The sequence below is a fragment of the Streptomyces sp. NPDC056948 genome (assembly GCF_042674225.1).
Lineage (GTDB): Bacteria > Actinomycetota > Actinomycetes > Streptomycetales > Streptomycetaceae > Streptomyces > Streptomyces purpurascens.
This window is the reverse complement of sequence record NZ_JBHUQX010000092.1, coordinates 1-24,403: the sequence shown is the minus strand read 5'-3', so window position 1 is coordinate 24,403 and position 24,403 is coordinate 1. Positions and strand designations below refer to the sequence as shown.

Below are 24,403 nucleotides of genomic sequence, written 5' to 3'. Positions count from 1 at the left end.
AGCAGATCAAGCTCGGTGGGCGCCGTATCGAGCTCGGTGAGGTGGACGCGGCGCTTCAGGCGCTGCCCGGGGTGGCCGGGGCCGCCGCCGCGGTGCGCACGGCCCGCAGCGGAAACCAGCTCCTCGTGGGCTACGTCGTCGTCCAGGACGGCTGGGACCACTCGACCGCCGTCGAGCGGCTGCGCGCCGAGCTGCCCGCCGCTCTGGTGCCGTTGCTCGCGCCGGTCGACGAGCTGCCGACGCGTACGTCGGGCAAGGTGGACCGGAACGCGCTGCCCTGGCCGCTGGAGGGTCTGGAGACGGGTGGCCCGGCCGAGCCGCTGTACGGCACCGAGGCCTGGCTCGCCGAGCAGTGGACGGACGTCCTCGGCATTCCGGTGACGTCGGCCTCCGACGACTTCTTCGCGATCGGCGGGGGCAGTCTGGCCGCCGCCCAGCTCACGACGAGGCTGCGCACGCGCTACCCGAGCGCCGCCGTCCTCGACATCTACCAAAGGCCCGTCCTGCGGAAGCTGGCCCGGCGTCTGGAGGAGTCGGTACAGGACGACAACGCCCAGCGGGCCGTGGCACCGGTGCCGAGGCGTGCCCAGCTCGTCCAGCTTCTGCTGCTGGTTCCGCTGTTCACGCTGCTCGGGCTGCGCTGGACCGTGGTGCTCGCCGCGCTCGGGAACGTGCTGCCCGCCTACGCCTGGCTGCCGACCGCGCCCTGGTGGCTCGTCGCGGCCGGCGCCGTGCTGCTCTTCAGCCCGCCCGGGCGCCTGGCGCTCGCCGCGGGCGGGGCCCGGTTGCTGCTGCGAGGGGTGCGGCCGGGCCGCTACCCGCGCGGTGGCAGCGTCCATCTGCGGCTGTGGACGGCCGAGCGGCTGGCCGAGTTCAGCGGGGCGACCTCACTGACCGGGTCCTGGCTGGAACGGTACGCGCGAGCGCTGGGCGCCAAGGTCGGGCAGGACGTGGACCTGCACTCGCTGCCGCCGGTCACCGGCATGCTCAAGCTGGGCCGGGGCTCGGCCGTCGAGTCCGAGGTGGACCTGTCCGGGTACTGGCTGGACGGTGACCGGCTGGAGGTCGGGCCGGTGAAGGTGGGCGCGCACGCCGTCGTCGGCACGCGCAGCCTGCTCTTCCCGGGCGCGCGGGTGGGCAAGCGGGCCGAGGTGGCGCCCGGTTCGGCGGTCACCGGGCAGATTCCCACCGGGCAGCGGTGGGCGGGAGCGCCCGCGGTCAAGCTGGGCCGGGCCAAGCGCAACTGGCCCAAGGACCGGCCCGGGCGGGGCGCGTTCTGGCGGGTGATGTACGGCGTGACGGGTTTCGCGCTGACCGCGTTGCCGGTGGTCTCGGCGGCTGCCGCGCTGCTGGTGGCGGGGCTGTTCGTCGCTCCGGACGCCGGGCTCGGCGCGGCCCTGCGTGGTGCCGTGCTCGCGCTGGTGCCGGCGACGCTCGCCTTCGGGCTGGCGTACGCGCTGCTGCTCGTGATCGCCGTACGGCTGCTGAGCCTGGGGCTGCGGGAGGGCACGCACGCCACGCACAGCCGGGTGGGCTGGCAGGCCTGGACCGTGACCCAGCTGATGGACCGGTCGCGGGACGTGCTGTTCCCGCTGTACGCGGGGCTGGTCACGCCGGTGTGGCTGCGGCTGCTCGGGATGCGGATCGGGCGGCGGGCCGAGGTGTCCACCGTGCTGGCCCTGCCCAGTCTGACCACGGTCGGCGAGGGCGCGTTCCTGGCGGACGACACACTGACCGCGCCGTACGAGCTCGGCGGCGGCTGGCTGCGGGTCGGGCGCGCGGAGATCGGCCGGCGAGCCTTTCTCGGCAACTCGGGGATGACCGCGCCGGGCCGCAGCGTGCCGGACGGCGGGCTGGTGGGTGTGCTGTCGGCGACGCCGAAGAAGGCCAAGAAGGGCAGCTCGTATCTGGGGCTGCCGCCGGTGAAGCTGCCGCGGGCCGCGTCCGACGGCGACCAGAGCCGGACCTACGACCCGCCCGCGCGGCTGCTGTGGGCGCGCGGTCTTGTGGAGCTCTGCCGGATCGTGCCGGTGTTCTGCTCGGCGGCGCTGGCGGTGGGGACGGCGGCGGCACTGTGCGTGCTCGGGGTGTGGGCTCCCCTGCTGTCCGGTCTGGTGCTGCTCGGGGCGGGCTGCGCGGCGGGGCTCGTCTCGATCGCGGCGAAGTGGCTGCTCGTGGGGCGGCACCGCCGGGCCGAGCACCCCTTGTGGAGCTCCTTCGTGTGGCGCAACGAGCTGGCGGACACCTTCGTCGAGGTGCTGGCCGTGCCGTGGCTGGCCGGTGCGGTGCCGGGTACGCCGCTGCTGTCGGCGTGGCTGCGCGGACTCGGTGCGCACATCGGCAGGGGGGTGTGGGTCGAGAGCTACTGGCTGCCGGAGACCGATCTGGTGACGCTCGAGGACGCGGCGACCGTGAACCGGGGCTGTGTGCTCCAGACCCACCTCTTCCACGACCGGATCTTGCGGACGGATACTGTGGTCCTCCGTGAGGGCGCCACTCTGGGCCCGGGCGGAATCATCCTGCCCGGCAGCGCCGTCGGGGCCCGCGCCACGCTGGGTCCGGCGTCCCTGGTGATGGCCGCGGAGTCCGTGCCCGACGACACGCGCTGGCTGGGCAACCCGATCGAGGCATGGCGGCGCTAGGCACAGCCCCGGCGGGCCGGGGCCGACAGACGTCGTACGAGCGCAGTGCAGGGAGCAGACGCAACAGTGGCGGTTCAGCAGTCAGTGGGTCAGGACCCGTATTTCCCGGGCAACGGTGACCTCAGGTACCGGGTGCACCGGTACGAGCTCACGCTGGACTACCGCCCCGCGCCGAACCGGCTGTCGGGAACCGCGCGGATCAACGCCATCGCGGGCCGCGGCCAGCTCACCGAGTTCCAGCTCAACCTCGCGGACTTCCGGGTGGGCCGGGTGAAGGTCGACGGCCGTACGCCGCACTACACGCACCGGGGCGGCAAGCTGCGCGTGCGCCCCGCGAAGCCGGTGCGCGCCGGTGCGGCCTTCACCGTCGAGGTGCAGTGGTCGGGGAACCCCCGGCCGGTGAACAGTCCCTGGGGCGGCCTCGGCTGGGAGGAGCTGGAGGACGGGGCGCTGGTGGCGAGCCAGCCGGTCGGGGCGCCGTCGTGGTACCCGTGCAACGACCGGCCGGCCGACAAGGCCTCGTACCACATCTCGGTCACGACGCCCTCGGCCTACGCGGTGGTGGCCGGTGGACGCCTGCTCACCCGCACGACGAAGGCCTCGACGACCACCTGGGTGTACGAGCAGGCGGCGCCGACGTCCAGCTACCTGGTGGGGCTGTCGATCGGGAAGTACCAGACCGTGCTGCTGGGTGACCCGGGTCCGGGCGGGGTTCCGCAGCACGGGCACATTCCGGCGCACCTGCTCCCCCGGTTCGCCCGCGACTTCGCACGGCAGCCCGCGATGATGGAGCTGTTCCAGGAGCTGTTCGGGCCGTACCCGTTCGACGAGTACGCGGTCGTGGTGACCGAGGAGGAGCTCGACGTCCCCGTCGAGGCGCAGGGGTTGTCGCTGTTCGGGTCCAACCATGTGGACGGGGAGCGGGGTTCGGAGCGGCTGATCGCGCACGAGCTGGCGCACCAGTGGTTCGGCAACAGCGTGTCCATCGCCGACTGGCGGCAGATCTGGCTGAACGAGGGGTTCGCGAAGTACGCCGAGTGGCTGTGGTCGGAGCGCTCGGGAGGCCGTAGCGCCCAGCAACTGGCCGCCGGGGCACACCGGTTGCTGTTTTCGCTGCCTCAGGAGCTCCGGCTGGCCGATCCGGGGCGGAAGTCGATGTTCGACGACCGTCTCTACCAGCGGGGCGGGCTCGTCCTGCACGCGGTGCGGTGCGCCCTGGGCGACGACGCGTTCTTCCGCATGCTGCGCGGGTGGGCGGGCCTGCACCGGGGCGGGGCGGTGACGACGGCGAACTTCACCGCGCACGTGGGGCGGTTCACGGACGAGCCGCTGGACGCGCTGTTCGACATGTGGGTGTACGGAACGACGCTGCCGCCGCTGCCCTCGCCCCGCACGGGCGGGGCCGTCTAGGACAATGACCGGCATGACTACGCGTTCCTGCACCTGCGGCCGCCCCGGGACCTACGGCGACTGCTGTGGGCGCTACCTCCCCATGGGAGCGGCCGCGGCCCCCACCGCCGAGGCGTTGATGCGGTCGCGGTACAGCGCCTTCGTGATGGGGGACGCCGGGTATCTGCTGCGGACCTGGCATCCGCGGACGCGGCCGGGGCGGCTCGAGCTGGATGCGGAGATGCGGTGGACCGGGCTGGAGATCCTGGACACGAGTGACGGGTCCGCGTTCCACACCACCGGGACCGTGACGTTCCGGGCCTCGTACCGGGGCGGATCGCTGCACGAGCGGAGTCGGTTCGAACGGGTCGACGGGGCCTGGGTCTACGTAGACGGAGACATCCTCGACTGAGAGCCGCTGAGAACTAGGGCGCCAGGATGTCCAGTTCCTGGAGGGCGCCGACCGTGATCTCGCGGGTCAGTTCCTCCGCGCGGACCGCGTCGCCCGCGCGGACCGCCTCGGCGACCTGGACGTGCAGGGTGACGGCGGCCGGGTCGGGGTCCTCGAACATCACGTCGTGGTGGGTGCGGCCGGCCAGGACCTCGGCGACGACGTCACCGAGGCGGGCGAACATCTCGTTGCCGGAGGCGGCCAGGACGGCGCGGTGGAAGGCGACGTCGTGGACGAGGTACTCCTCCAGCTTGTGACCGCGTGAGTTGGCGACCATGCCGAGGGCGCACTCGGTGAGCTCGGCGCACTGCTCGGCGGTGGCGTGCCGGGCGGCGAGGCCCGCCGCTACCGGTTCGACCGCCGAACGCAGCACCGTGAGGGACCGGAGCTGCCCGGGGCGGTCGGCGCCGGCCAGGCGCCAGCGGATGACCTCGGGGTCGTAGACGTTCCACTCGGACTTGGGGCGGACCGTCACGCCGACCCGGCGGCGGGACTCGACCAGGTGCATGGACTCCAGGACCCGGACCGCCTCGCGCATCACGGAGCGCGACACATCGAAACGCTGGGCCAGCTCGTCCGTGCGCAGCACGCTGCCCGGCGGGTACTCGCCGGCCGTGATCTCGGGGCCGAGGGTGTCCAGTACATGGCCGTGCAGCCCTCGACCCGGTGTGCTCATGCACTCAGCGTACGGGGTAGATCACGGAGACAAAAAGTCAGACTTATTTGTCACGACCTCTTGAATTAGTCGTACCTAATGGGTTTCAGTTGCGTCGACATCACGTGTCGACGAAGACAGCAGACAGTGAGGCAGCGATGAACACCCCCCACGTCGTCGTGGTCATGGGCGTCGCGGGCACCGGAAAGACCACCATCGGTCCCCTGCTCGCAGCCCGGCTCGGCGTTCCGTACGCCGAGGGCGACGACTTCCACCCGCAGGCCAACATCGCCAAGATGTCGGCCGGTACGCCACTCACCGACGAGGACCGTTGGCCCTGGCTGGACGCCATCGGCGCGTGGGGGCACGGGCGGGCCGGGCTCGGCGGGGTGGTCAGCTGCTCGGCACTGAAGCGGTCGTACCGCGACCGGCTGCGGGCCGCCGCGCCCGGCGTGGTCTTCGTGCACCTCGCGGGCGACCGCGCGCTGATCGAGGACCGGATGTCGCACCGGCAGGGGCACTTCATGCCCACGGCGCTGCTCGACTCCCAGTTCGCCACGCTCCAGCCGCTGGAGGGTGACGAGGCGGGAGTCCGCGTGGACGTCCTGGGCAGCCCGGAGGAGATCACCGAACGGGCGGCGAGCGCGCTCGAGGATCTCCCCGAGCCCGTCAAGTAGCCCCTGACTCCCTTCCTACGACTCCTCACCCCAAGGACACCTCACCCGTGACCAGACTCAGCGTCGAGATGCTGGCAGCGGACGCACCCGAGCCGATCACCTCGGCCGGCCACGCTCAGCTGGGCATCGCCGTTCTGGCGGGCATCGCCGTCATCGTCATGCTCATCACCAAGTTCAAGCTGCACGCCTTTCTGGCGCTGACCATCGGGTCGCTGGCGCTCGGCGCGATCGCCGGGGCGCCGTTGGACAAGGTCCTCACCAGCTTCAGCGCCGGCCTCGGCACCACGGTCGCCGGCGTCGGCGTGCTGATCGCCCTCGGCGCGATCCTCGGCAAGATGCTCGCCGACTCCGGAGGCGCCGACCAGATCGTCGACACCATCCTCGAGAAGGCCGGCGGGCGGTCGATGCCCTGGGCGATGGTGCTGATCGCCTCCGTGATCGGACTGCCCCTCTTCTTCGAGGTCGGCATCGTGCTGCTGATCCCGGTCGTACTGATGGTTGCCAAGCGCGGCAACTACTCGCTGATGCGCATCGGCATCCCGGCGCTCGCGGGCCTGTCCGTGATGCACGGCCTGGTACCGCCGCACCCCGGTCCGCTGGTCGCGATCGACGCGGTCGGGGCCGACCTCGGCGTGACGCTGGCGCTCGGCGTCCTGGTCGCCGTCCCCACGGTGATCATCGCCGGTCCGGTGTTCTCGAAGTACGCCGCCCGCTGGGTGGACGTGCCCGCCCCCGACAACATGATTCCGCAGCGCGCCTCCGAGGACCTGGAGAAGCGCCCCGGCTTCGGCGCCACGCTGTTCACGGTCCTGCTGCCGGTGATCCTGATGCTGGCCAAGGCGCTGGTCGACATCGTCGTGGACGACCCGGAGAACCCGGTCCAGCGCGTCTTCGACGTCGTCGGCGCCCCGATGATCGCGCTGCTCGCCTCGGTGCTCGTCGGCATCTTCACGCTGCTGCGGCCCGCCGGGTTCTCCAAGGAGCGTGTCTCGCCGCTCGTCGAGAAGAGCCTCATGCCCATCGCGGGCATCCTGCTGATCGTCGGCGCGGGCGGCGGGTTCAAGCAGACGCTCATCGACACCGGCGTGGGCCAGATGGTCCTGGAGATCTCCGAGGACTGGTCGATCCCCGCGCTGCTGCTGGCCTGGCTGATCGCGGTGGCGATCCGGCTGGCGACCGGTTCGGCGACGGTGGCGACGGTCTCGGCGGCCGGTCTGGTCGCCCCGCTCGCGGCCGACATGTCGACGACGCACGCGGCTCTACTCGTCCTGGCCATCGGCGCCGGCTCGCTGTTCTTCAGCCATGTGAACGACGCCGGGTTCTGGATGGTGAAGGAGTACTTCGGGCTGACCGTCGGTCAGAACATCAAGACCTGGTCCGTCATGGAGACGATCATCTCGGTGGTCGCCGGCGGCATCGTCCTGCTGTTGTCCTTGGTGATCTAGGAGAGGTACGGCCATGACTGCTCACCCCCTGTTCGACATCGGCGGCCGCACGGCCCTGGTGACCGGCTCCAGCCGGGGCATCGGACTCGCCCTCGCCCGTGGTCTGGCGGAAGCCGGCTGCACGGTCGTCCTCAACGGACGCGACAAGGACCGGCTGGCCGAGGCCGCCGCCGGGCTGCCCGGCGACAAGGTGCACACGGCCGCGTTCGACGTGACCGACGGATCGTCCGTGGCGGACGGGATCGCGGAGGTCGAGGAGCGGGTGGGCCCGCTCGACATCCTCGTCAACAACGCGGGCATGCAACTGCGCGCCCCGCTGCTGGAGTTCACCGACTCGGACTGGCACCGGATCCTGGACACCAACCTGACCAGTGCCTTCCTGACCGGCCGTGAGGCGGCGCGCCGGATGACGGAACGCGGCCACGGCAAGATCATCAACATCTGCTCGCTGCAGAGCGAGGTCGTGCGGCCCGGGATCGCGCCGTACGCCGCCACCAAGGGCGCGCTGAAGATGCTCACCAAGGGCATGTGCGCGGACTGGGGCCCGAGCGGAGTGCAGGTCAACGGGCTCGGCCCGGGCTACATCGAGACCGAGCTGACCAAGCCCCTCGTCGACGACGAGGAGTTCAGCGCCTGGGTGCGGCGGCGTACCCCGGCCGGGCGCTGGGGTCGTACGCAGGACCTGGTGGGCGGGGTGCTGTTCCTCGCCTCCCCGGCCGCCGACTTCATCAGCGGTCAGATCCTGTACGTCGACGGCGGCATGACGAGCGTGCTGTGACCATGGCTGTGACCGATCAGGAGGTTTCGATGCTGGGTTGTGTGATTCACGGTCAGGACGACCTCCGGGTCGCGCAGTTGCCGGTTCCCGAGCCCGGGCCGGGGCAGGCGCTGGTCGCCGTCCGGTACGGCGGGGTGTGCGGGTCCGATCTGCACTACTGGCGGCACGGCGGCGTCGGAGACTTCCGGCTCAGGGAGCCGATGGTGCTCGGGCACGAGGTCGTCGGGACGGTGCTGGAGTACGGGGCCGGTGCCTCGGGTCCGATTCCGGGTACGGCCGTGGCCGTGCACCCGGCGACCCCGTGCGGGGTGTGCCCGGAGTGCTCGGCCGGGCGGCGGAACGTGTGCCGGGACACCAGGTATCTGGGCAGTGCGGCGCGATTCCCGCATGTGCAGGGCGGGTTCGCGGCGCAGGTGGTCGTGCCGAGTGAGCAGTTGCGGGCGTTGCCGGACGGCCTGGAGCTGCGCCGGGCCGCGCTCGCCGAGCCGCTGTCCGTCGCGCTGCACGCGGTGCGGCGGGCCGGGGACGTGGCCGGGCGGCATGTTCTGGTGACCGGTGCCGGGCCGATCGGGTGTCTGGTGGTCGCGGCGGCGAAGGCGGCGGGGGCGGCACAGGTCACTGTGACGGATCTGCTGCCCGAGGCGTTGGAGTATGCCCGGGTCGCCGGTGCGAGCACCGTTGTCCGGGCCGACGATCCCGACGATGCCGGGTGGCCCGACGAGGTGGATGTGGCGATCGAGGCGTCCGGGGTTGCCGCGGGGCTCGACGCGTGTCTGCGGCGGGTGCGGCGCGGTGGGGTTGTCGTGCAGTTGGGGATGTTGCCGCCGGGGCAGAGTCCGTTCGCCGGGAACCTTGTGGTGAGCCGGGAGATCGAGCTTCGGGGGGCGTTCCGGTTCGACACGGAGTTTGATGCGGCGTTGGAGTTGCTGGCCTTGGAGCCGGCGTTTGATGGGCTGGTGAGTGCGGTGGTTCCTGTGGGGGACGCCGAGTCTGCGTTTGCGCTGGCCGCTGATCGGAGTCGGTCTTGCAAGGTGCTGTTGGATTTTGACGTCGCGCCGTAGGGGGTTGATGTTGTCCGGGGGCTGCGGGCGCGTTGTGGTTGTTCGCGCAGTTCCCCGCGCCCCTAGGGTCGGACAACTAGCGGCGCCATAGGGGGTGCTGTCGGTCCGCCCACTCATTACTCACCGAACCCGTGCGCATGCCCTTGCGGGATTCCGGGTCGGCCAGCGCCATGCCGATGTGGCCGGCCAGGACTATGCCGATGGTGAGGGCCAGCCAGTCGTGGACGAAGGTTGCGCTGGTGCGCCAGAGCAGGGGGGTGAGGTGGGTGAACCACATCATCAGGCCGGTGGCGAGCATGACGAGGGTGGCGCCGGCGATCCAGGCCGCGTAGATCTTCTGGCCGGCGTTGAACTTGGCCGCCGGGCGGGAGGCCTGCCGTTTGTCGCGGTGCAGGGCGGCGCGCAGCCAGGTGCGGTCGTGCGGGCCGAAGCGGTTGAGCCGGCCCAGGTCGGCTCGGAAGGCGCGGGAGGCGAGGCCTGCCAGGACCGGGACGGGCAGGGCGAGGCCTGACCACTTGTGCAGGGTGACGACCAGGGCACGTCGGCCTACGAGTTCGGCGAGCTGGGGGACGTAGAGGCAGGCCGCCGTCAGTACGCAGACGCCCATCACGGCGGCCGTCGTGCGGTGGATCCAGCGCTCGGTCCGGGTGAAGCGGCTGACATCGGCCGCGGTGTCAGCTCGTGGGTGCATCGTCGCGTCCGTTCGAGCGGCCCACCCAGGCGTCGACGTCGTAGCCGCGCTCCTCCCAGTAGCCCGGCTCGACGTCGTCGGTGAGGGTGATGCCGGAGAGCCACTTGGCGGACTTGTAGAAGTACATGGGCGCCACATAGAGGCGGACCGGGCCGCCGTGGGAGTGGCTGAGGTCCTTGTCCTGCATGCGCAGGGCGACCAGGACGTCCGCGCGGCGGGCCTGGGCGAGGGTGAGGCTCTCGGAGTAGGTGCCGTCGAAGCAGGTGAAGCGGATCGCCTTCGCGGTGGGGCGTACGCCGGCCGCGTCGAGGAGCCGGGAGAGACGGACGCCTTCGAACGGCGTGTCCGGGACCCGCCAGCCGGTGACGCACTGGACGTCGCGGACCATCCGGGTCTGCGGCAGGGCCTTCAGCGCGTCCAGCGTGTAGGTCGTGGGGCGGTCGACCAGGCCGTCCACCTTCAGGCGGTAGGTGTCGTCGTTCTTGCGCGGGACGGACGAGGCGACCGAGTAGTAGCGGAAGCCGCCGCCGTTCGGGAGCAGTCCGGTCAGGCCGGTGGGGTCCTTGTCGGCGGCGCCGCCGAGGAAGCCCTCCAGGCCGCGCTGCAGCTTGGGCGCGGCGACGACGCCCAGGGCGCCCAGGCCGAGAGTGCCGAGGAAGACGCGGCGGCCGATCGGGGTGCCCCGCTCCTCGGGGTGTCCGTCGTTCACGCCGTCTTGTACGTCCTCGTGCACGCCCCTATTCACGTCCTCGTGCGCGTTCTCGTTCACGTTCTCATTCGAACACCCGCGGCCCCGGCAGGACAGGGATCGCGGGTGCTCGTCAGAGTTCCGTAACCACTTCTTACGCGGGCACCCTCAGGACGAGGCCGCCTTGTCCAACTGGAACGCCTCGTTGCCGAGCCCGATCCGGGCGTGCTTCTCGGGGGCGCGGGCGCGCAGCACCAGGCCCAGGACCAGACCGGCGGCCAGAGCGAGGCCGATGACGCCGGGCAGCACCCAGCTCAGCGAGGAGTCCGGGCCGGCGCCGACCAGCACCTCGAAGTCCTTCACCGTGTAGCCGGCGATCACGAGCAGGGCGAGGCCCGACAGCGTGGCGGTGACCAGCCGCCAGGCCTGGGCGCCGGCGGCGCCGCGGCGGACGAAGAAGACGATGACCGACAGGGAGGCCGCCGCCATCAGCAGGATCACGCCGAGGGCGCCGATGTTGCCGAGCCAGGTGAACAGCTGCAGAACGGGCGCGGTCGGGTCGCCGACCGGCTTGTCGTCGGCGATCGCGAAGGCGACCACGACCACCACGGCCACGACGGTCTGCAGCAGCGAGCCGGTGCCGGGGGCTCCGCTGGTGCCGCTGGTGCGGCCGAAGGCGGCGGGCAGCAGGCCCTCGCGGCCCATGGCGAAGGCGTACCGGGCGACGACGTTGTGGAAGCTGAGCAGGGCGGCGAACATGCCGGTGACGAACAGGACGTGCAGGACGTCGGTGAAGGTGCCGCCGAGGCGGGACTCGGTGAGGAAGAACAGCAGTCCGGCGCTCTGCTTCTGGGCCGTGCCGACGATCGCGGAGGGGCCGGTGGCGACGGTGAGGGCCCAGCTGCTCAGCGCGAAGAAGACGGCGACCCCGCCGACGGCGAAGAACATCACGCGCGGCACCAGGACGTGCGGGCGGCTGGTCTCCTCGGCGTAGACGGGGGCCTGCTCGAAGCCGAGGAACGCGGCGATGCAGAAGCACAGCGCGGTGCCGACGCCCGCGCCGGTGAGCGTGTCGGGGTTGAAGGCGTGCAGCGACAGGCCTTCCTTGCCGGGGTCGGCGAGGGCGGCGACGTCGAAGATCACGACGAGGAGCACCTCGATGACCAGCAGCACGCCGAGCACGCGCGCGTTGACGTCGATCTTGAGCCAGCCGAGCAGTCCGACGGCTAGGGCGGCCACGAGGGCCGGTATCCACCAGGCGATCTCCACGTCGGCGTACGTGGCGAGGAGCCCGGAGACCTCGAAGCCGAAGATGCCGTAGATGCCGATCTGGAGCGCGTTGTAGGCGACGAGGGCGACCAGGGCGGCGCCCGCGCCGGCGGTGCCGCCGAGGCCGCGGGAGATGTACGCGTAGAAGGCGCCCGCGTTGTGGACGTGGCGGCTCATCTCGGCGTAGCCCACGCTGAACAGGACCAGGACGACGCCGAGGACGACGAAGAGCAGCGGCTGGCCGACGATGCCCATCACCGCGAATGTAGTGGGCATGACACCAGCGACCACCATGAGCGGGGCGGTCGCCGCGAGGACGGATAGCAGCAGTCCCCCGGTGCCGAGGCGGTCGGCGCGCAGGGCGCGCTCCTGCCCCTTGAACGTACTGATGCCGCCGCCGGCGGCGGACGTGCTCGTACTCGAACTGTCCGTGGTCATCGGGAGAGCGTCCTCACTTCTGGGATGGCGGGGGGTCAGGCCGTGCCGAGCGCGCCGGCGCGGGCGGCGGCGAAGGCGGTGTGCGGGTCACGGTCCGGGTACGACCAGGGCGCCGGGGTGGCGTACCGGCCGATCCGGTGGAACAGGGCGGCGGCCTCGGCGCCCCGCCCCTCGCAGAACTTGGCGTGGGCGAGGAAGTTCAGGTCGATCAGCCGGCGCGGATGGCCCTCCAGCTCCCACTCCAGCCACCAGTCGAAGGCGGCCTTCATCACCTGCCGGGCGCGGCGGCCGGCCCAGTGGCCCGAGGCGGCCGGATCGGCGGGCTCGTACCCGGCGGCCGCCAGGACGCGGTAGCGCTCGGCGTGTGCGACGACGGGCAGGATCGCGAGCGGGGAGTCGGCCGGTGCCTGTTCGGCGGCCCAGTTGGCGAAGTCGTAGACCTCGTGCAGCGGGTCCGGGCCGGCCTCGGTGCGGCGGGCGGCGAGCCGGGCGACCATCAGGTGGTGGGCGTGGTGGTGGTCGGCGTACCGGCCGCGGACCGCCTCGAAGCGCCGGACCACCTCCAGGTCGGTGCCGGTCGCGCACTCCAGCATGAGCAGGCCGAGCCAGGGGGTGGGGTCGGCCGGGGCGCGGGCGACGGCGGCCTCGCAGGCCTCGCGGGCGCGGACCGGCTTGCCCTTGCCGCGCAGGACGCGCCGGACCTCGGCGAGGGCGAGCAGCACGGAGGCGTCGGCGGACTCGGGTTCGGCGAGCAGCCACTCACGGGCCCAGGCGGCGCTGTAGGACTCGGCCGCGAGGACCGTGATGCGGTGGCCGCGGCGGTCCCAGTCGTCTCCGGTCTGGACCAGCAGGGAACGGACGTGCTGCCAGCGGCCCTGCGCCAGCGCGGCGCGCGCGGCCACGAGGTCGGCGTCGTCGAGGGCCTCGTCGAAGGCCTGCGCCGCACGTCTGCGGCCACGGCCGAGGGGAGGCGGGGGTGGGGACACCGCGGAACTTCCTCACGCGCTCTTCTTGTGTTTCGGCTCACGGCGGTCGATGGGGCGCGGGTGTGCGCAATGCCATGAACTGATCACGCACAGCCAACCCCCCGCCAATGGTTGACGTCAAGGGCCGTCTTCGCGTTACACGCGTCAAGTGGCGTTACTTGTGAGGGTTTTGTGATCAACGGGGAGCAGGAGGAGCGTGCGACCGGCATCCGATTTATCCGTTTCGCCCTTTGTGACGTACGTCATAGCGTTAGCCGGATTCGCCCCGGAGGATGGCAGGACGTACGGGCGCGCCGGGCGGAGCCGGCCGGTACAGTCGGCCCTTACGCAACCGTGACCCGACCTGACGATCGAGGTACACCGCGTGTCGGTTCTAGTTCTCGTGCTCGCCCTGAGCGCCGCCTGCTGTCTTGGCTTCGGCTTCGTTCTGCAGCAGAACGCGGCCCAGCGGGCTCCGCTGAGCGACTTTCTCTCCTTCCGACTGCTGATCGACCTGGTGAAGGTGCCGCGCTGGCTCGGCGGTATCGCGCTGATGGTGGTCGGCATGGCGCTGGGCGCCGCCGCCCTTGGGCAGGGCGAGCTGTCACTGGTGGAGCCGCTGCTGGCGACGAACCTGCTGTTCGCGCTCGGGCTCTCCCGTAGGCAGACCAAGCAGCCGCTGGGCCGCCAGGGCTGGGCGGGCCTGCTGCTGCTGGCGGGCGGAGTGACCGCGTTCATCGTGGCGGGTCAGCCACAGGGCGGCGCCGCGACGGCCGATCCGGTGCGGCAGTGGCTGATCATCGGGGCCATGGTCGGCCTCGCCCTGCTGCTCACGACACACGCAAAGCGTTCGCGGCTGAGCTCCGGACCGGTGCTGCTGGCCCTGGCCGCCGGGCTGCTGTACGGCGTGCAGGACGCGCTGACCCGGGTGAGCGGGCAGAAGTTCTCCGACGGCGGCTTCGCCGAGCTGCTGACCGGCTGGCAGCCGTACGCGGTCCTCGCGCTGGGCGTCACGGGGCTGGTCCTTGTGCAGAGCGCCTTCGAGACCGCTTCCCTGCGCAAGTCGCTGCCCGCCCTGACCGCGGCCCAGCCGCTCGCCGGGATCATCTGCGGCGTCGGCTTCCTCGGCGACCGGCTGCGGACCGACGCCGTGGCCCTGAGCTGGGAGGCGGGCGGTCTGCTGGCCGTGGTCGCCGGGATCGTGCTCCTGGGGCTGCATCCGGCGATGCCGCACGGGCTGGCGAAGCGGGCCCACGTGGGGAAGCCGCAGGCACAGCCGCAACCGCAGCCGCAGCCGCAGCCGCAGTGATTCCGGCGCCGCTCACTGCTTGGATGAGGGCATGAGCGCTGCTGACGAGATCCTCGACATCGTCGACGAGAACGACCAGGTCATCGGGCAGTCGCCCCGAGGCGAGGTCTATGCCGAGGGTCTGCGGCACCGCTGCGTGTTCATCCAGGCCCGGGACGCCGAAGGGCGTCTCTTCGTGCACCGGCGGACACCGACCAAGCTGGTCTTCCCCTCCCTCTACGACATGTTCGTCGGCGGTGTGGTCGGAGCGGGCGAGGCCTACGACACGGCGGCCCTGCGCGAGGCCGAGGAGGAACTGGGCGTGACCGGCCTGCCGGACCCGCGGTACCTCTTCAAGTTCCTCTACGAGGACGGCAGCGGCCGGAGCTGGTGGTCGGCGGTGTACGAGGTCCGCTGCGAGCTGCCTGTACAGCCGCAGGTCGAGGAGGTGGCCTGGCACGACTTCCTGCCCGACGACGAGGTGGAGCGGCGCCTCGGGGACTGGGAGTGGGTGCCGGACGGGCTGGCGGCGTACGAGCGGCTGAAGGCGTTCCGGTCGATGGGCTGAGGGCGCCTGGGCTGAGGGCCGCATGGGCTGAGGGCGCCTGGGGCTGAGAGGCCCCGGACCCGCAGCGCCCGGTGAGGACCTCCCGGGTAGGGTCGCGCACGTGATCGAGTTCGTACGGAACGTCCGCTTGTGGTTCGCGCCCGCCGAGGTCCGGCAGGACGGCGAGACGCCCGACTACCGGTTCTCGCTGGCGAACGAACGCACCTTCCTGGCCTGGCTGCGCACCGCGCTCGCGCTGATCGGGGGCGGTTTCGCCGTGGACCAGTTCCTGCCGGACCTGCGCTGGGGCTGGCGGGTGGGGCTGGCGCTCGCGCTGCTCGCGGCGGGGGTGCTGTGCTCGCTGCGGGCGGTCAACCACTGGATGCGCTGCGAGCGGGCCATGCGCCGGGGCGAGGATCTGCCGGTGTCCCGGTTCCCGGCGCTGCTGAGCCTCGTCGTCGCGGTCGTCGCCGTCGCGATGGTGCTTGTGGTGCTCGTGGGGTGGGAGGGGTGAGCGTATCCACGAGCGCGTCTCAGCCCGCTGACCGCGACCCCGGGCTCCAGCCCGAGCGGACCCGGCTCGCGTGGCGGCGTACGACGCTCTCGGGCACGGTCTCCGCCGTGCTCGCCGTGAAGACCGCGCTGCACGGCGGCGCGTCGGTGGCCGGGGTCGTCGCGTGCGCCCTGTGCTGTGTCCTGTGGCTGGGATTCCTCGGCGTCGCCCACCGCCGTATCCGCACCCTCTCCGCCCCCGGCAGCCCCGCGGCGTTCGCGCCCCGGCACGCCACGGCCGCGGTGCTGTGCACGGTGGCGATGGCGGTGTGCGGGGCCGCCCTCGTTCTCTGAGGCCCCCGGTCCTCAACGGCCGGCGGGGGCTACGCGCCCTCCGTCTCCCAGTCCACCGTCACGACGATCTTTCCGCGGGTCCGGCCCTCCTGGTTCAGCAGATGCGCGTCCGCCGCCCGCTCCAGCGGGAACGTCTCGGAGACGTGCACGCTCACCACGCCCTGTTCCGCCAGCTCGGACAGCCGCTGGAGGTCCTCGGCGTCGGGGCGTACGAAGTAGTAGCGGCCGCCGTAGTTCACGACGTCGCCGTCGGCGATCGACACCAGGCGGCCCTCGGGTGCCAGCAGATTCGCCGAGACCTTCAGCGTGTCACCGCCGACCGTGTCGAACACCGCGTCCACACCCTCGGGCGCCAGCCCCCGCACCCGTTCGCCCAGTCCCTCGCCGTACATCACCGGCTCGCCTCCGAGGCCCCGCACGAAGTCGTGGTTGGGCTCGCTCGCCGTGCCGATCACCCGGGCGCCGAGGTGGGTGCCGAGCTGTACGGCGATCGAGCCGACGCCGCCGGCCGCGGCGTGCACCAGGACGGTCTCGCCCCGCTGCACCTGGAGCACCTTGAGCAGCACCTGGTAGGCGGTGAGCCCGACCAGCGGGAGTCCGGCCGCCTCCTCGAAGGAGAGGTTGCGCGGCTTGCGGGCGAGGGTGCGCAGGGGGGCGGCCACGTACTCGGCGAAGGTGCCCCGGGAGAGGAAGTCCTCGCGCACGTACCCGATGACCTCGTCCCCGACGTCGTACTCGGAGACGGCCACGCCGGGCCGTACGACGACGCCCGAGACGTCCCAGCCGGGCACCACGGGGAAGGCGGGTTCGAGGATGGCGTCGAGGTAGCCCTCGCGGGCCTTCCAGTCGACGGGGTTCACGGACGCCGCCCGCACCTTGACCAGCACCGCGTCGGGGCCGACCTTGGGATCGCGGACCTCCCCGAACGCCAGCACCTCGGGTCCGCCGTACCGTGAGTAGCTGATGGCCTTCATGGCTCCGACCTTCCGGGCTCCCCGCGCGGCACGCAAGCCGGATGGCCTGAACGAAGCGGTCCAGGGGCCTTCTGATGGGCCTCCCGGCGTCTCGCGTGAGGAGCCGTCGGCCTATCGTGGCTCCGATCACGTTTCGGCCCCCCTCTGGACGACATACCGACCGGTCGGCATCATGAGTCGGGAACCGTCCATCTGCCCGTAGGAGCGACGCATGAGCCCCGACCACCCGCCCGGACTCGATCTCGACCGGCTGCGCGGCCTGCTCGACCGGGAGCGCCCCGGCCTGGTGAACGGTCCGCTGTCCGGCCGGCTGATCGAGGGCGGACGGTCGAACCTCACGTACGCGGTCTCCGACGGCACCGCGCGCTGGGTCGTACGGCGCCCTCCGCTCGGCCATGTGCTGGCCACCGCGCACGACATGAAGCGCGAGCACCGGGTGATCAGCGGGCTGTATCCGACCGCCGTGCCGGTTCCGCGGCCGGTGCTGCTGTGCGAGGACGAGGAGGTGCTCGGGTCGCCCTTCTACGTCATGGAGTTCGTCGAGGGCACCCCCTATCGCACCGCCGACCAGCTCGTGCCGCTCGGTCCGGAGCGGACCCGGGGCGCGGTGCTGAACCTGGTGGACACGCTGGTGGAGCTGCACGCGGTGGACCCGGGCGAGGCGGGCCTCGCGGACTTCGGCCGGCCCGAGGGCTTCCTGGACCGGCAGCTACGGCGCTGGGGCAAGCAGCTCGACGCCTCCCGCAACCGCGATCTGGACGGTATCGACGAGCTGCACGCCGCGCTCGGCCGGGACCTGCCCCGCTCCCCCGCCCCGGCCGTCGTGCACGGCGACTACCGGCTCGACAACGTGCTGATCGGCGAGGACGACACCATCCGGGCGATCCTCGACTGGGAGATGTCGACGCTGGGCGACCCGCTCACCGACCTCGGTCTGCTGGTGATGTACAGCATGCCGCTGGGCATGCCCGAGTCCCCCGTCTCCACGACCGCCGAGGCCCCCGGGCATCCGGCGCCTTCCGAACTCATCGAGCGGTACGCCGCGCGCTCGGGGCGCGACGTCTCCGCGGTCTCCTGGTACACGGCGTTCGCCTGGTTCAAGCTCGCCGTGATCCTCGAGGGCATCCACTACCGCTACACGCTCGGCCAGACGGTCGGACGCGGGTTCGACCGCATCGGCGACCTCGTGCCCGTCTTCGTCCGGCACGGGCTGACCACGCTTCACGAGGGCCTTCAGGAGGGCTGATCCGTATGGACTTCGCGTTCGACGCACGCACCGAGGAGCTGCGCGCCAAGCTGCTCACCTTCATGGACGAGCACGTCTATCCGGCCGAGGCGGTCGCGGACGAGCAGCGCGCCGGGCTCGCCTCGCCGTGGGAGACGGTGCCCGTGGTGGAGGAGCTGAAGGCCGAGGCGCGCAGGCAGGGCCTGTGGAACCTCTTCCTGCCGGACTCCGAGTACGGGGCCGGACTCACCAATCTGCAGTACGCGCCGCTCGCCGAGATCATGGGCCGGTCCCCGCAACTGGCGCCGACGGTGACCAACTGCGCGGCGCCCGACACCGGGAACATGGAGGTGCTGACCCAGTTCGGTGACGAGCAGCAGCAGAAGCAGTGGCTGGAGCCGCTGCTGGCGGGTGAGATCCGCTCGGCGTTCGCGATGACCGAGCCGGAGGTGGCTTCCTCGGACGCCACCAACATCACCACGCACATCGAGCGGGATGGCGACGAGTACGTCATCACCGGCCGCAAGTGGTACATCTCCGGGGCGATGCACCCCGACTGCAAGATCTTCATCGTGATGGGCAAGACGGACCCGGACGGGGACGACATCCGTCGTCAGCAGTCCATGGTGCTGGTCCCCCGCGACACCCCGGGCGTGACCGTCAAGCGCGCGATGCGGGTCTTCGGCTACGAGGACCACTACCACGGCGGCCACGCCGAGGTGATCTTCGACCAGGCGCGCGTGCCGGCGTCGAACCTGATCGGCGAGGAGGGCGGCGGCTTCGCCATAGCGCAGGCCCGGCTCGGTCCCGGCCGGATCCACCACTGCATGCGGCTGATCGGCATGGCGGAGCGGGCGATCGAGCTGATGTGCCGGCGGGCGACGTCCCGTACGGCATTCGGCAAGGCGCTGGCGCAGCAGGGTGTGGTGCACAACTGGATCGCGGACGCGCGGGTGACGGTCGAGCAGTTGCGGCTGCTGGTGCTGAAGACGGCGTGGCTGATGGACACGGTCGGGAACAAGGGGGCCCACGCCGAGATCCAGTCGATCAAGATCGCTACGCCTCGTGCGGTGGTGGACATCCTCGACCGGGCGATCCAGTTGCACGGTGCGGGGGGTGTCAGTCAGGACTTCCCGCTGGCGGAGCTGTACGCCGGGGCGCGGACGCTGATGATCGCGGACGGGCCTGACGAGGTGCATCAGCGGTCGCTGGCTCGGCGGGAGTTGAAGAAGTACGTGTAGGTGGTGCGGGCGGTGGGGGTTTCTTCGCCCCCGCCGCCCCTACCCGTCCCATCCCCAGGGGGCTCTGCCCCCCTGGACCCCCGGTCGGCCCGGACGGCCTCGTCCTCAAGCGCCGGACGGGCTGAGGGGGCGAGCCCGGCTTCTTGGCTGACCGTGTCGGGTGGTGGGCACGGGCCGTTACGGGCGCAGTGCCCGCATCAGCAGGTCGGCCAGGTGGTCTGCCACCTGCTGGGGCGACATGGGACCATCCGGGCGGTACCACGTCGACAGGTGGTGGACCGAGCCGAAGTGGTAGTCGACGACCAGGTCCGCCGGGGTCGTCCTGGAGAAGATGCCCGCCTCCTGGCCCTCCTCGACCAGCGCGCGGAAGCGCTCGTGGTAGCGGCGGCGCTCGGAGCGGACCTGCTTGTTCTTCTCAGGGCTGAGATGGTGCATCGACCGCCAGAAGATCATCGCGTCGTCGAGGTTGTCGATGGTCGTCACCACGACGTCCGCGGCCGCGGACCGCAGCCGCTTCTCCACCGGCTCGTCCGCGCCCGCGACGGCGTCCAGCCGCTCCTGCTGGATGCGCAGCACACGCGCGTACACCTCGTGCAGAAGGTCGTCCTTCGAGCCGAAGTAGTGGTACAGCGCCCCCTTGGTGACGCCGGCCGCCTCGACGATCTCCTGCACCGAGGTGCGGTCGTAGCCCTGCTCCGCGAAGAGCCGGGTGGCGGCGGCCAGGAGCCGCTGAGGCACGGGGATGCCGTCCGAGTCCGTCGTCCTGGGCACTGCCGCCACCTGCCTTTCCGTACTGCTGGTCAATTGCCTTGCGTCCGGGAACGCAGTTCCCGACGGAGGATCTTCCCACTGGCCGTCTTCGGCAAGTCGGGCAGGATCTCCACCTGGCGCGGGTACTTGTAAGCGGCCAGTCTCTCCTTGCAGTAGGCGGCGAGTGCATCCGGGTCCGTCTCGGCGTCCGGACGCAGGCTGATGTACGCCTTGACGGTCTCCCCGCGATAGCCGTCGGGCACCCCGACGACAGCGGCCTCGCGCACCGCCGGGTGCGTGTAGAGCACGTCCTCGACCTCGCGCGGCCACACCTTGAAGCCGGACGCGTTGATCATGTCCTTCTTGCGGTCCACGACGTACAGCCAGCCCTGCTCGTCCATGAAGCCGATGTCGCCGGTGCGCAGTTCGGCTCCGGGGAACGTCTCGGCGGTGGCGTCGGCGCGCCGCCAGTAGCCGGGCACGACCTGCGGGCCGCGTACGGCGATCTCGCCCTGCTCCCCGAAGGGCACCTCGTCGCCGTTGTCGTCGACGATCCGTACGACCGTGTCGGGGCCGGGCAGGCCCACGGCGAGCGTCCCGGAAGCGGGGTCGACGGGCGCCTCCAGACCGGGCGGCACGGAGGCGCAGGGCGCGGTGCACTCGGTCAGCCCGTAGCCGTTGCGGATGTACGGCCCGAAGCCCGCCCGGAACTTCTCCACCAGCGCGGGCGGCAGCGGGGCGCCGCCGGAGGAGATCACCCGGAAGGAGGAGAAGTGGTCACGGGTGACGGAGGGGTGGGCGGCCAGCGCCATGAAGGCCGTGGAGGGGCCGACCGTATAGTGCGGCGCGTGCTCGGCGAACGCGTCCAGCACCGTGCCCGCCTCGAAGCGGTAGGCCAGCACGAGCGTGCCCCCGCTGTTCAGACAGGCGCCGAACTGGCAGACCATGCCCGTGATGTGGAACAGGGGCGCCATCGCGAAGTACACGGGCCGCTCGGGCAGTCCCAGGCCGGTCCGCTGCCGCTCGGCGTTGTACATGATGTTGCCGTGCGTGTTGGTGGCGCCCTTGGGCGTGCCGCTCGTGCCGGAGGTGTAGCTGATCAGCGCGATGTCGGAGGGCCCGGGCGCACGGTCCGCCGGTGCCTTGTTCCCGGCTCGCGCCACCGTCACCAGATCATCGGCGTCCGGGGCCTGCGGCAGCCGCTCGAAGGTCAGCACGCGCGCGTCGTCACGCGTCTGGAAGTCCAGCTCGCACCCGGTGAGCACGATCCGCACGGACGAGTCCGCCGCCGTCTCGCGCAGATACGACTCCCACGCCCGGTCCGAGCAGATCAGCGCGGCCACCTCGCCGTCCCGCAGGACGTGGGCCACCTCGCCCGACTTGTACATCGGGTTGACGGGCACGACGACCGCGCCCGCCTTCCACGCGCCGAGCACGGCGAGCACGAAGTGCGGGGAGTTCTGGAGGAGCACCGCGACCCGGTCGCCGCGCTCCAGGCCGCGTGCCGCGAGGTGCCCGGCGACGGAGTCGCTGAGCTCGTCGACCTCCCGGTAGGTCAGACGGCCGTCGAAGTAGGCCAGGCAGTCGGTGTCCGGGGTCTCGGCCACCACTCGCCGCAGGGCGTGCACGAGGGAGCCGGCGGGGCTTATCGGGCCCTTCTGGGCCTCGTCGAGCAGGTCCAGCCAGGGTTTGGCCGCGTAGCGGGACTCGGTCACCGGGTCTCCTCCCACTGCTGCTGGATGCGGTTCATGCCGGTCAGCCATCGGTCGGGGTCACCGGCCCGGGCCTGATAGTAGGCGGCGACCTCCGGGTGCGGCAGGATCAGGAACCGGTCCTCCTCGATGCCCTTGACCAGGGCGTCCGCGACGGCCTCCGGCTCGATCGCGGTCGGCTGCAGCACCAGGTCGCCCGCGCTGCCGGTGGCGGCGAGCATGTCGGTGCGGACGCCCTGCGGGCAGATGGCGTGGACCTTCACGCCGCGGTGCCGGTAGGTCAGCGACAGCCACTCGGCGTAGGCGAGGGCGCCGTGCTTGGTGACGGCGTAGGGGCCGGCGCCGATCATGGTGAGCAGCCCGGCGGCGGACACGGTGGACACGAACCGGCCGCTGCCGCGCTCCAGCCAGGCGGGCAGCAGCTCCTCAGCGGCCCGGACGTGGGCCATGACGTTCACGTCCCAGGACGTAGCCCACGCCTTCTCGTCCAGCGCCTGACCGGAATCGACGCCGTCGAAGGCGACACCGGCGTTGGCGCAGTACACATCGACGGTCCCACCGAGCGCGTCCCGGGCGTCCCCGACGATCGCCGAGGCATCACCGGGTACGGCGATCCCGCCGACCTCGTCCGCGATGTGCTCGGCCCGCTCGGCGTCCAGGTCATTGACGACGACCCGGGCCCCCTCGGCGGCGAAGCGCCGGGCGAGCGCGGCTCCGATACCGCCACCGGCCCCCGTGACAACGACTCCAGCCCCTTGAAAGGCTCCCACCATCGGTCTCCTTAGACGCGGCTCAGCAATGGCGCCAGACTAACCGGTCGGTATGTTTCAAGGAAGGGGCAACCGCAACACCCTTAGGGGCGCGGGGCTGTGCCGATTTGCGGCTCCGCCGCGTGAGCGCGACCAGCCACAAAGAAGCGGCACAAAACGGACCACGGAGGTCACCGCATGCGCCCTTCCAGACGAGCCGTACTCACCACCGCCACGGCGGCAGCCGTATCAGCCGCATCCACCGCGTCCGCCGCCCAGCGCCACAGGCAACTGCGCACCGGCTTCGAACGACTCGCCCACGACGGCTACGCCCTGCTCGACGGCCAGAAGGCCGGCATCGTCACCAACCCCACCGGCATCACCCGCGACGCCCGCCACATCGTCGACGTCATGCACGAGGACGACCGCGTCGACCTCACCGCCGTCTTCGGCCCCGAGCACGGCTTCCGGGGCACCGCCCAGGCCGGCGGCTCCGAGGGCCGCTACGACGACCCGGCGACCGGCCTGCCCGTCTACGACACGTACCTCAAGAGCGGCCGGCCCCTCGCCGACATCTTCACCGCGTCCGGCGTGGACACGGTCGTCTTCGACATCCAGGACGTCGGCGCCCGCTTCTACACGTACATCTGGACCCTGTACGACTGCATGGAGGCCGCACAGCTCGCCGGCAAGCGGTTCGTGGTCCTGGACCGGCCCAACCCGGTGACCGGGCGGGCGGCGCTGGGGCCCGTGCTGCACAAGGAGTTCGCCACGTTCGTCGGGCGGCAGCCCGTCTCCCAGGCCCACGGGATGACCGTCGCCGAGCTGGCGCGGTTGTTCAACGGCGAGTTCCTGACCGACCCCGTGCCGCTGGAGACCGTGACGATGTCGGGCTGGAAGCGCTCGGAGTTCTACGACGCCTCCGGCCTGCCCTGGGTGCCGCCGAGCCCGAACATGCCGACGCCGGAGACGGCCCTGGTGTACTCGGGGACGTGTCTGTTCGAGGGCACGAACCTGTCGGAGGGGCGCGGCACGACCCGTCCGTTCGAGCTGCTGGGCGCGGAGGGCGTCGACCGGCGCTGGGCGGCCGAGGCGAACGGACTCGGGCTGCCCGGCGTGCGGTTCAGGGAGGCGTACTTCGCGCCCACCTTCTCGAAGTTCCAGGGCAAGACGATCGGCGGCGTACAGGTCCATGTGCACGACCGGGCCGCGTTCGACCCCGTGCGCACGGGAATCGCCCTGCTCGTGACCGCCAAGCGGGTCTGGAGCGGTTTCGCCTGGCGCCCCGACAACTGGATCGACAAGCTCACCGGCTCCACGCGCGTGCGCACGATGATCGACGCGGGCGCGGACACCGACGAGGTCGTGGCGGGGTGGCAGCGGGACCTGGCGGCGTTCCGGCGGATGCGACGGGAGTACCTCGTCTACCGCTGAGCAAGGCATACGGCCCCCGATGCGCCCGTGACGTATGGCCAAGTCGCCCCGTTGGCAGGACGATGCGCCCAGATCGTGGCGTCACCCGGGGGCTAGGGGGCCTGTCATGGCGGATCCGGCGATGAGTGTGGCTCCCTACTGGGAGCTGACCTTCGACGCGGACGGGGACCCGGCGGGCCGCCAGCGGGACCGGTTGCTCGCCGGGGTGACCGAACGGAAGGTGCGCGACCTGATCGTCTTCGCGCACGGCTGGAACAACGACCGCTCGGGCGCGAACCGGCTCTACGACCGTTTCTTCGCGCCCGTCCCGCGGCTCGCCCCGGCGGCCCGGGTCGGATACGTCGGGGTGCTCTGGCCGGCGATGCGGTTCTCCGACGAACCGATCCCGGACCTGCCGCGGGCCGTGGCGGCCGAGGCCCCCGGGCGTCCCGTGCTCGACAAGGACACGCGGCACGCGCTGCTGGAGACCTTCCCGGGCCGGGCCATCC

23 protein-coding genes and 1 pseudogene are annotated in these 24,403 nt (G+C 71.6%); 15 read left to right on the top strand and 9 right to left on the bottom strand.

Features of this window, described 5'->3' with window-relative positions; all coding sequences use genetic code 11:
• The 3 genes from ACFTZL_RS14640 to ACFTZL_RS14630 all read left to right on the top strand — a co-directional run.
• Positions 1–2,642, top strand: a 2,642-nt coding sequence (locus tag ACFTZL_RS14640) for a Pls/PosA family non-ribosomal peptide synthetase (protein WP_382581568.1), incomplete at its 5' end; no start/stop codon positions are given.
• Positions 2,643–2,708: 66 nt separating this feature from the next.
• Positions 2,709–4,052, top strand: coding sequence for a M1 family metallopeptidase (locus ACFTZL_RS14635; protein ID WP_382581566.1), 1,344 nt, complete (start codon positions 2,709–2,711; stop codon positions 4,050–4,052).
• A gap of 13 nt (positions 4,053–4,065) precedes the next feature.
• Positions 4,066–4,443 carry a YchJ family protein gene (locus ACFTZL_RS14630; protein ID WP_382581564.1) on the top strand — a complete coding sequence of 126 codons (378 nt, stop codon included), beginning with the start codon at positions 4,066–4,068 and terminating at the stop codon, positions 4,441–4,443.
• Positions 4,444–4,456: 13 nt separating this feature from the next.
• Here ACFTZL_RS14630 and ACFTZL_RS14625 read toward each other — a convergent pair whose 3' ends face one another.
• Positions 4,457–5,158: a FadR/GntR family transcriptional regulator gene (locus ACFTZL_RS14625; RefSeq protein WP_382581562.1), complete on the bottom strand. Its 702-nt coding sequence runs from the start codon at positions 5,156–5,158 to the stop codon at positions 4,457–4,459.
• A gap of 137 nt (positions 5,159–5,295) precedes the next feature.
• On the opposite strand from ACFTZL_RS14625, the gene ACFTZL_RS14620 reads away from it, so the two are divergent.
• From ACFTZL_RS14620 to ACFTZL_RS14605, 4 genes are read left to right on the top strand one after another with little or no spacing between them, the layout of a single operon-like run.
• The gene (locus ACFTZL_RS14620) at positions 5,296–5,814 is read left to right on the top strand and encodes a gluconokinase (protein WP_382581560.1); all 519 of its coding nucleotides are present in this window, start codon (positions 5,296–5,298) and stop codon (positions 5,812–5,814) included.
• Positions 5,815–5,861: 47 nt separating this feature from the next.
• Positions 5,862–7,259 carry a gluconate:H+ symporter gene (locus tag ACFTZL_RS14615; RefSeq protein ID WP_382581558.1) on the top strand — a complete coding sequence of 466 codons (1,398 nt, stop codon included), beginning with the start codon at positions 5,862–5,864 and terminating at the stop codon, positions 7,257–7,259.
• A 13-nt stretch (positions 7,260–7,272) separates the two neighbouring features.
• The gene (locus ACFTZL_RS14610) at positions 7,273–8,037 is read left to right on the top strand and encodes an SDR family oxidoreductase (RefSeq protein WP_382581556.1); all 765 of its coding nucleotides are present in this window, start codon (positions 7,273–7,275) and stop codon (positions 8,035–8,037) included.
• 29 nt (positions 8,038–8,066) lie between these two features.
• The gene (locus tag ACFTZL_RS14605) at positions 8,067–9,098 is read left to right on the top strand and encodes an L-idonate 5-dehydrogenase (RefSeq protein ID WP_382581572.1); all 1,032 of its coding nucleotides are present in this window, start codon (positions 8,067–8,069) and stop codon (positions 9,096–9,098) included.
• Between the two features lie 76 nt (positions 9,099–9,174).
• Here the strand turns inward: ACFTZL_RS14605 and ACFTZL_RS14600 are convergent, their stop codons facing one another.
• The 4 genes from ACFTZL_RS14600 to ACFTZL_RS14585 all read right to left on the bottom strand — a co-directional run bounded on the left by ACFTZL_RS14600 (position 9,175) and on the right by ACFTZL_RS14585 (position 13,170).
• Positions 9,175–9,789, bottom strand: a complete 615-nt coding sequence (locus tag ACFTZL_RS14600) for a cytochrome b/b6 domain-containing protein (protein WP_382581554.1) — start codon at positions 9,787–9,789, stop codon at positions 9,175–9,177.
• Positions 9,773–10,498: a molybdopterin-dependent oxidoreductase gene (locus tag ACFTZL_RS14595; RefSeq protein WP_382581570.1), complete on the bottom strand. Its 726-nt coding sequence runs from the start codon at positions 10,496–10,498 to the stop codon at positions 9,773–9,775. Before ACFTZL_RS14595 ends, ACFTZL_RS14600 begins: the two co-directional genes overlap by 17 nt.
• 147 nt (positions 10,499–10,645) lie before the next feature.
• Positions 10,646–12,184 (bottom strand): APC family permease, encoded by a 1,539-nt coding sequence (locus ACFTZL_RS14590; protein ID WP_382581552.1) that lies wholly within the window; start codon positions 12,182–12,184, stop codon positions 10,646–10,648.
• Between the two features lie 35 nt (positions 12,185–12,219).
• Positions 12,220–13,170: a hypothetical protein gene (locus ACFTZL_RS14585; RefSeq protein ID WP_382581550.1), complete on the bottom strand. Its 951-nt coding sequence runs from the start codon at positions 13,168–13,170 to the stop codon at positions 12,220–12,222.
• A gap of 364 nt (positions 13,171–13,534) precedes the next feature.
• Here ACFTZL_RS14585 and ACFTZL_RS14580 point away from each other — a divergent pair, with 364 nt between their 5' ends.
• The 4 genes from ACFTZL_RS14580 to ACFTZL_RS14565 all read left to right on the top strand — a co-directional run bounded on the left by ACFTZL_RS14580 (position 13,535) and on the right by ACFTZL_RS14565 (position 15,830).
• Complete coding sequence (locus tag ACFTZL_RS14580; RefSeq protein ID WP_382581548.1) at positions 13,535–14,458, top strand: DMT family transporter; 924 nt, start codon at positions 13,535–13,537, stop codon at positions 14,456–14,458.
• Positions 14,459–14,489: 31 nt separating this feature from the next.
• Positions 14,490–15,005: an NUDIX hydrolase gene (locus tag ACFTZL_RS14575; RefSeq protein WP_382581547.1), complete on the top strand. Its 516-nt coding sequence runs from the start codon at positions 14,490–14,492 to the stop codon at positions 15,003–15,005.
• 100 nt (positions 15,006–15,105) lie between these two features.
• Complete coding sequence (locus ACFTZL_RS14570) at positions 15,106–15,498, top strand: YidH family protein (protein WP_382581545.1); 393 nt, start codon at positions 15,106–15,108, stop codon at positions 15,496–15,498.
• Positions 15,495–15,830: a DUF202 domain-containing protein gene (locus ACFTZL_RS14565; protein WP_382581543.1), complete on the top strand. Its 336-nt coding sequence runs from the start codon at positions 15,495–15,497 to the stop codon at positions 15,828–15,830. Before ACFTZL_RS14570 ends, ACFTZL_RS14565 begins: the two co-directional genes overlap by 4 nt.
• A gap of 29 nt (positions 15,831–15,859) precedes the next feature.
• Here ACFTZL_RS14565 and ACFTZL_RS14560 read toward each other — a convergent pair whose 3' ends face one another.
• Positions 15,860–16,804 carry an NADP-dependent oxidoreductase gene (locus tag ACFTZL_RS14560; protein WP_382581541.1) on the bottom strand — a complete coding sequence of 315 codons (945 nt, stop codon included), beginning with the start codon at positions 16,802–16,804 and terminating at the stop codon, positions 15,860–15,862.
• A 211-nt stretch (positions 16,805–17,015) separates the two neighbouring features.
• Between ACFTZL_RS14560 and ACFTZL_RS14555 the strand changes: the two genes are divergently transcribed.
• Together ACFTZL_RS14555 and ACFTZL_RS14550 are read left to right on the top strand one after the other, a co-directional pair.
• The gene (locus ACFTZL_RS14555) at positions 17,016–18,050 is read left to right on the top strand and encodes a phosphotransferase family protein (RefSeq protein ID WP_382581539.1); all 1,035 of its coding nucleotides are present in this window, start codon (positions 17,016–17,018) and stop codon (positions 18,048–18,050) included.
• A gap of 5 nt (positions 18,051–18,055) precedes the next feature.
• Positions 18,056–19,270 carry an acyl-CoA dehydrogenase family protein gene (locus ACFTZL_RS14550; protein WP_382581538.1) on the top strand — a complete coding sequence of 405 codons (1,215 nt, stop codon included), beginning with the start codon at positions 18,056–18,058 and terminating at the stop codon, positions 19,268–19,270.
• Between the two features lie 177 nt (positions 19,271–19,447).
• On the opposite strand, the gene ACFTZL_RS14545 is transcribed toward ACFTZL_RS14550, so the two are convergent.
• The 3 genes from ACFTZL_RS14545 to ACFTZL_RS14535 are packed head-to-tail and all read right to left on the bottom strand — an operon-like array spanning position 19,448 to position 22,505.
• The gene (locus ACFTZL_RS14545; RefSeq protein ID WP_382581536.1) at positions 19,448–20,041 is read right to left on the bottom strand and encodes a TetR/AcrR family transcriptional regulator; all 594 of its coding nucleotides are present in this window, start codon (positions 20,039–20,041) and stop codon (positions 19,448–19,450) included.
• Between the two features lie 29 nt (positions 20,042–20,070).
• A complete protein-coding gene (locus ACFTZL_RS14540) occupies positions 20,071–21,735 on the bottom strand; it encodes a class I adenylate-forming enzyme family protein (RefSeq protein WP_382581534.1) in 1,665 nt (554 codons plus the stop codon).
• Complete coding sequence (locus ACFTZL_RS14535) at positions 21,732–22,505, bottom strand: SDR family oxidoreductase (RefSeq protein ID WP_382581532.1); 774 nt, start codon at positions 22,503–22,505, stop codon at positions 21,732–21,734. Before ACFTZL_RS14535 ends, ACFTZL_RS14540 begins: the two co-directional genes overlap by 4 nt.
• A 174-nt stretch (positions 22,506–22,679) precedes the next feature.
• Here ACFTZL_RS14535 and ACFTZL_RS14530 point away from each other — a divergent pair, with 174 nt between their 5' ends.
• Both ACFTZL_RS14530 and ACFTZL_RS14525 read left to right on the top strand, forming a co-directional pair.
• Entirely contained in the window at positions 22,680–23,915 is a 1,236-nt protein-coding gene (locus ACFTZL_RS14530) for an exo-beta-N-acetylmuramidase NamZ domain-containing protein (RefSeq protein WP_382581531.1), read from the top strand.
• Between the two features lie 106 nt (positions 23,916–24,021).
• A pseudogene (locus tag ACFTZL_RS14525) lies at positions 24,022–24,403 on the top strand (serine-threonine protein kinase); the annotation flags it as partial.

Excerpts from the sequence above, each read along its gene's own strand:
- ACFTZL_RS14630 (WP_382581564.1), top strand. The coding sequence starts at position 4,066 with ATGACTACGCGTTCCTGCACCTGCGGCCGCCCCGGGACCTACGGCGAC.
- ACFTZL_RS14625 (WP_382581562.1), bottom strand. The coding sequence starts at position 5,158 with ATGAGCACACCGGGTCGAGGGCTGCACGGCCATGTACTGGACACCCTC.
- ACFTZL_RS14620 (WP_382581560.1), top strand. The coding sequence starts at position 5,296 with ATGAACACCCCCCACGTCGTCGTGGTCATGGGCGTCGCGGGCACCGGA.
- ACFTZL_RS14610 (WP_382581556.1), top strand. The coding sequence starts at position 7,273 with ATGACTGCTCACCCCCTGTTCGACATCGGCGGCCGCACGGCCCTGGTG.
- ACFTZL_RS14605 (WP_382581572.1), top strand. The coding sequence starts at position 8,067 with ATGCTGGGTTGTGTGATTCACGGTCAGGACGACCTCCGGGTCGCGCAG.
- ACFTZL_RS14600 (WP_382581554.1), bottom strand. The coding sequence starts at position 9,789 with ATGCACCCACGAGCTGACACCGCGGCCGATGTCAGCCGCTTCACCCGG.
- ACFTZL_RS14590 (WP_382581552.1), bottom strand. The coding sequence starts at position 12,184 with ATGACCACGGACAGTTCGAGTACGAGCACGTCCGCCGCCGGCGGCGGC.
- ACFTZL_RS14575 (WP_382581547.1), top strand. The coding sequence starts at position 14,490 with ATGAGCGCTGCTGACGAGATCCTCGACATCGTCGACGAGAACGACCAG.
- ACFTZL_RS14560 (WP_382581541.1), bottom strand. The coding sequence starts at position 16,804 with ATGAAGGCCATCAGCTACTCACGGTACGGCGGACCCGAGGTGCTGGCG.
- ACFTZL_RS14555 (WP_382581539.1), top strand. The coding sequence starts at position 17,016 with ATGAGCCCCGACCACCCGCCCGGACTCGATCTCGACCGGCTGCGCGGC.
- ACFTZL_RS14550 (WP_382581538.1), top strand. The coding sequence starts at position 18,056 with ATGGACTTCGCGTTCGACGCACGCACCGAGGAGCTGCGCGCCAAGCTG.
- ACFTZL_RS14535 (WP_382581532.1), bottom strand. The coding sequence starts at position 22,505 with ATGGTGGGAGCCTTTCAAGGGGCTGGAGTCGTTGTCACGGGGGCCGGT.
- ACFTZL_RS14530 (WP_382581531.1), top strand. The coding sequence starts at position 22,680 with ATGCGCCCTTCCAGACGAGCCGTACTCACCACCGCCACGGCGGCAGCC.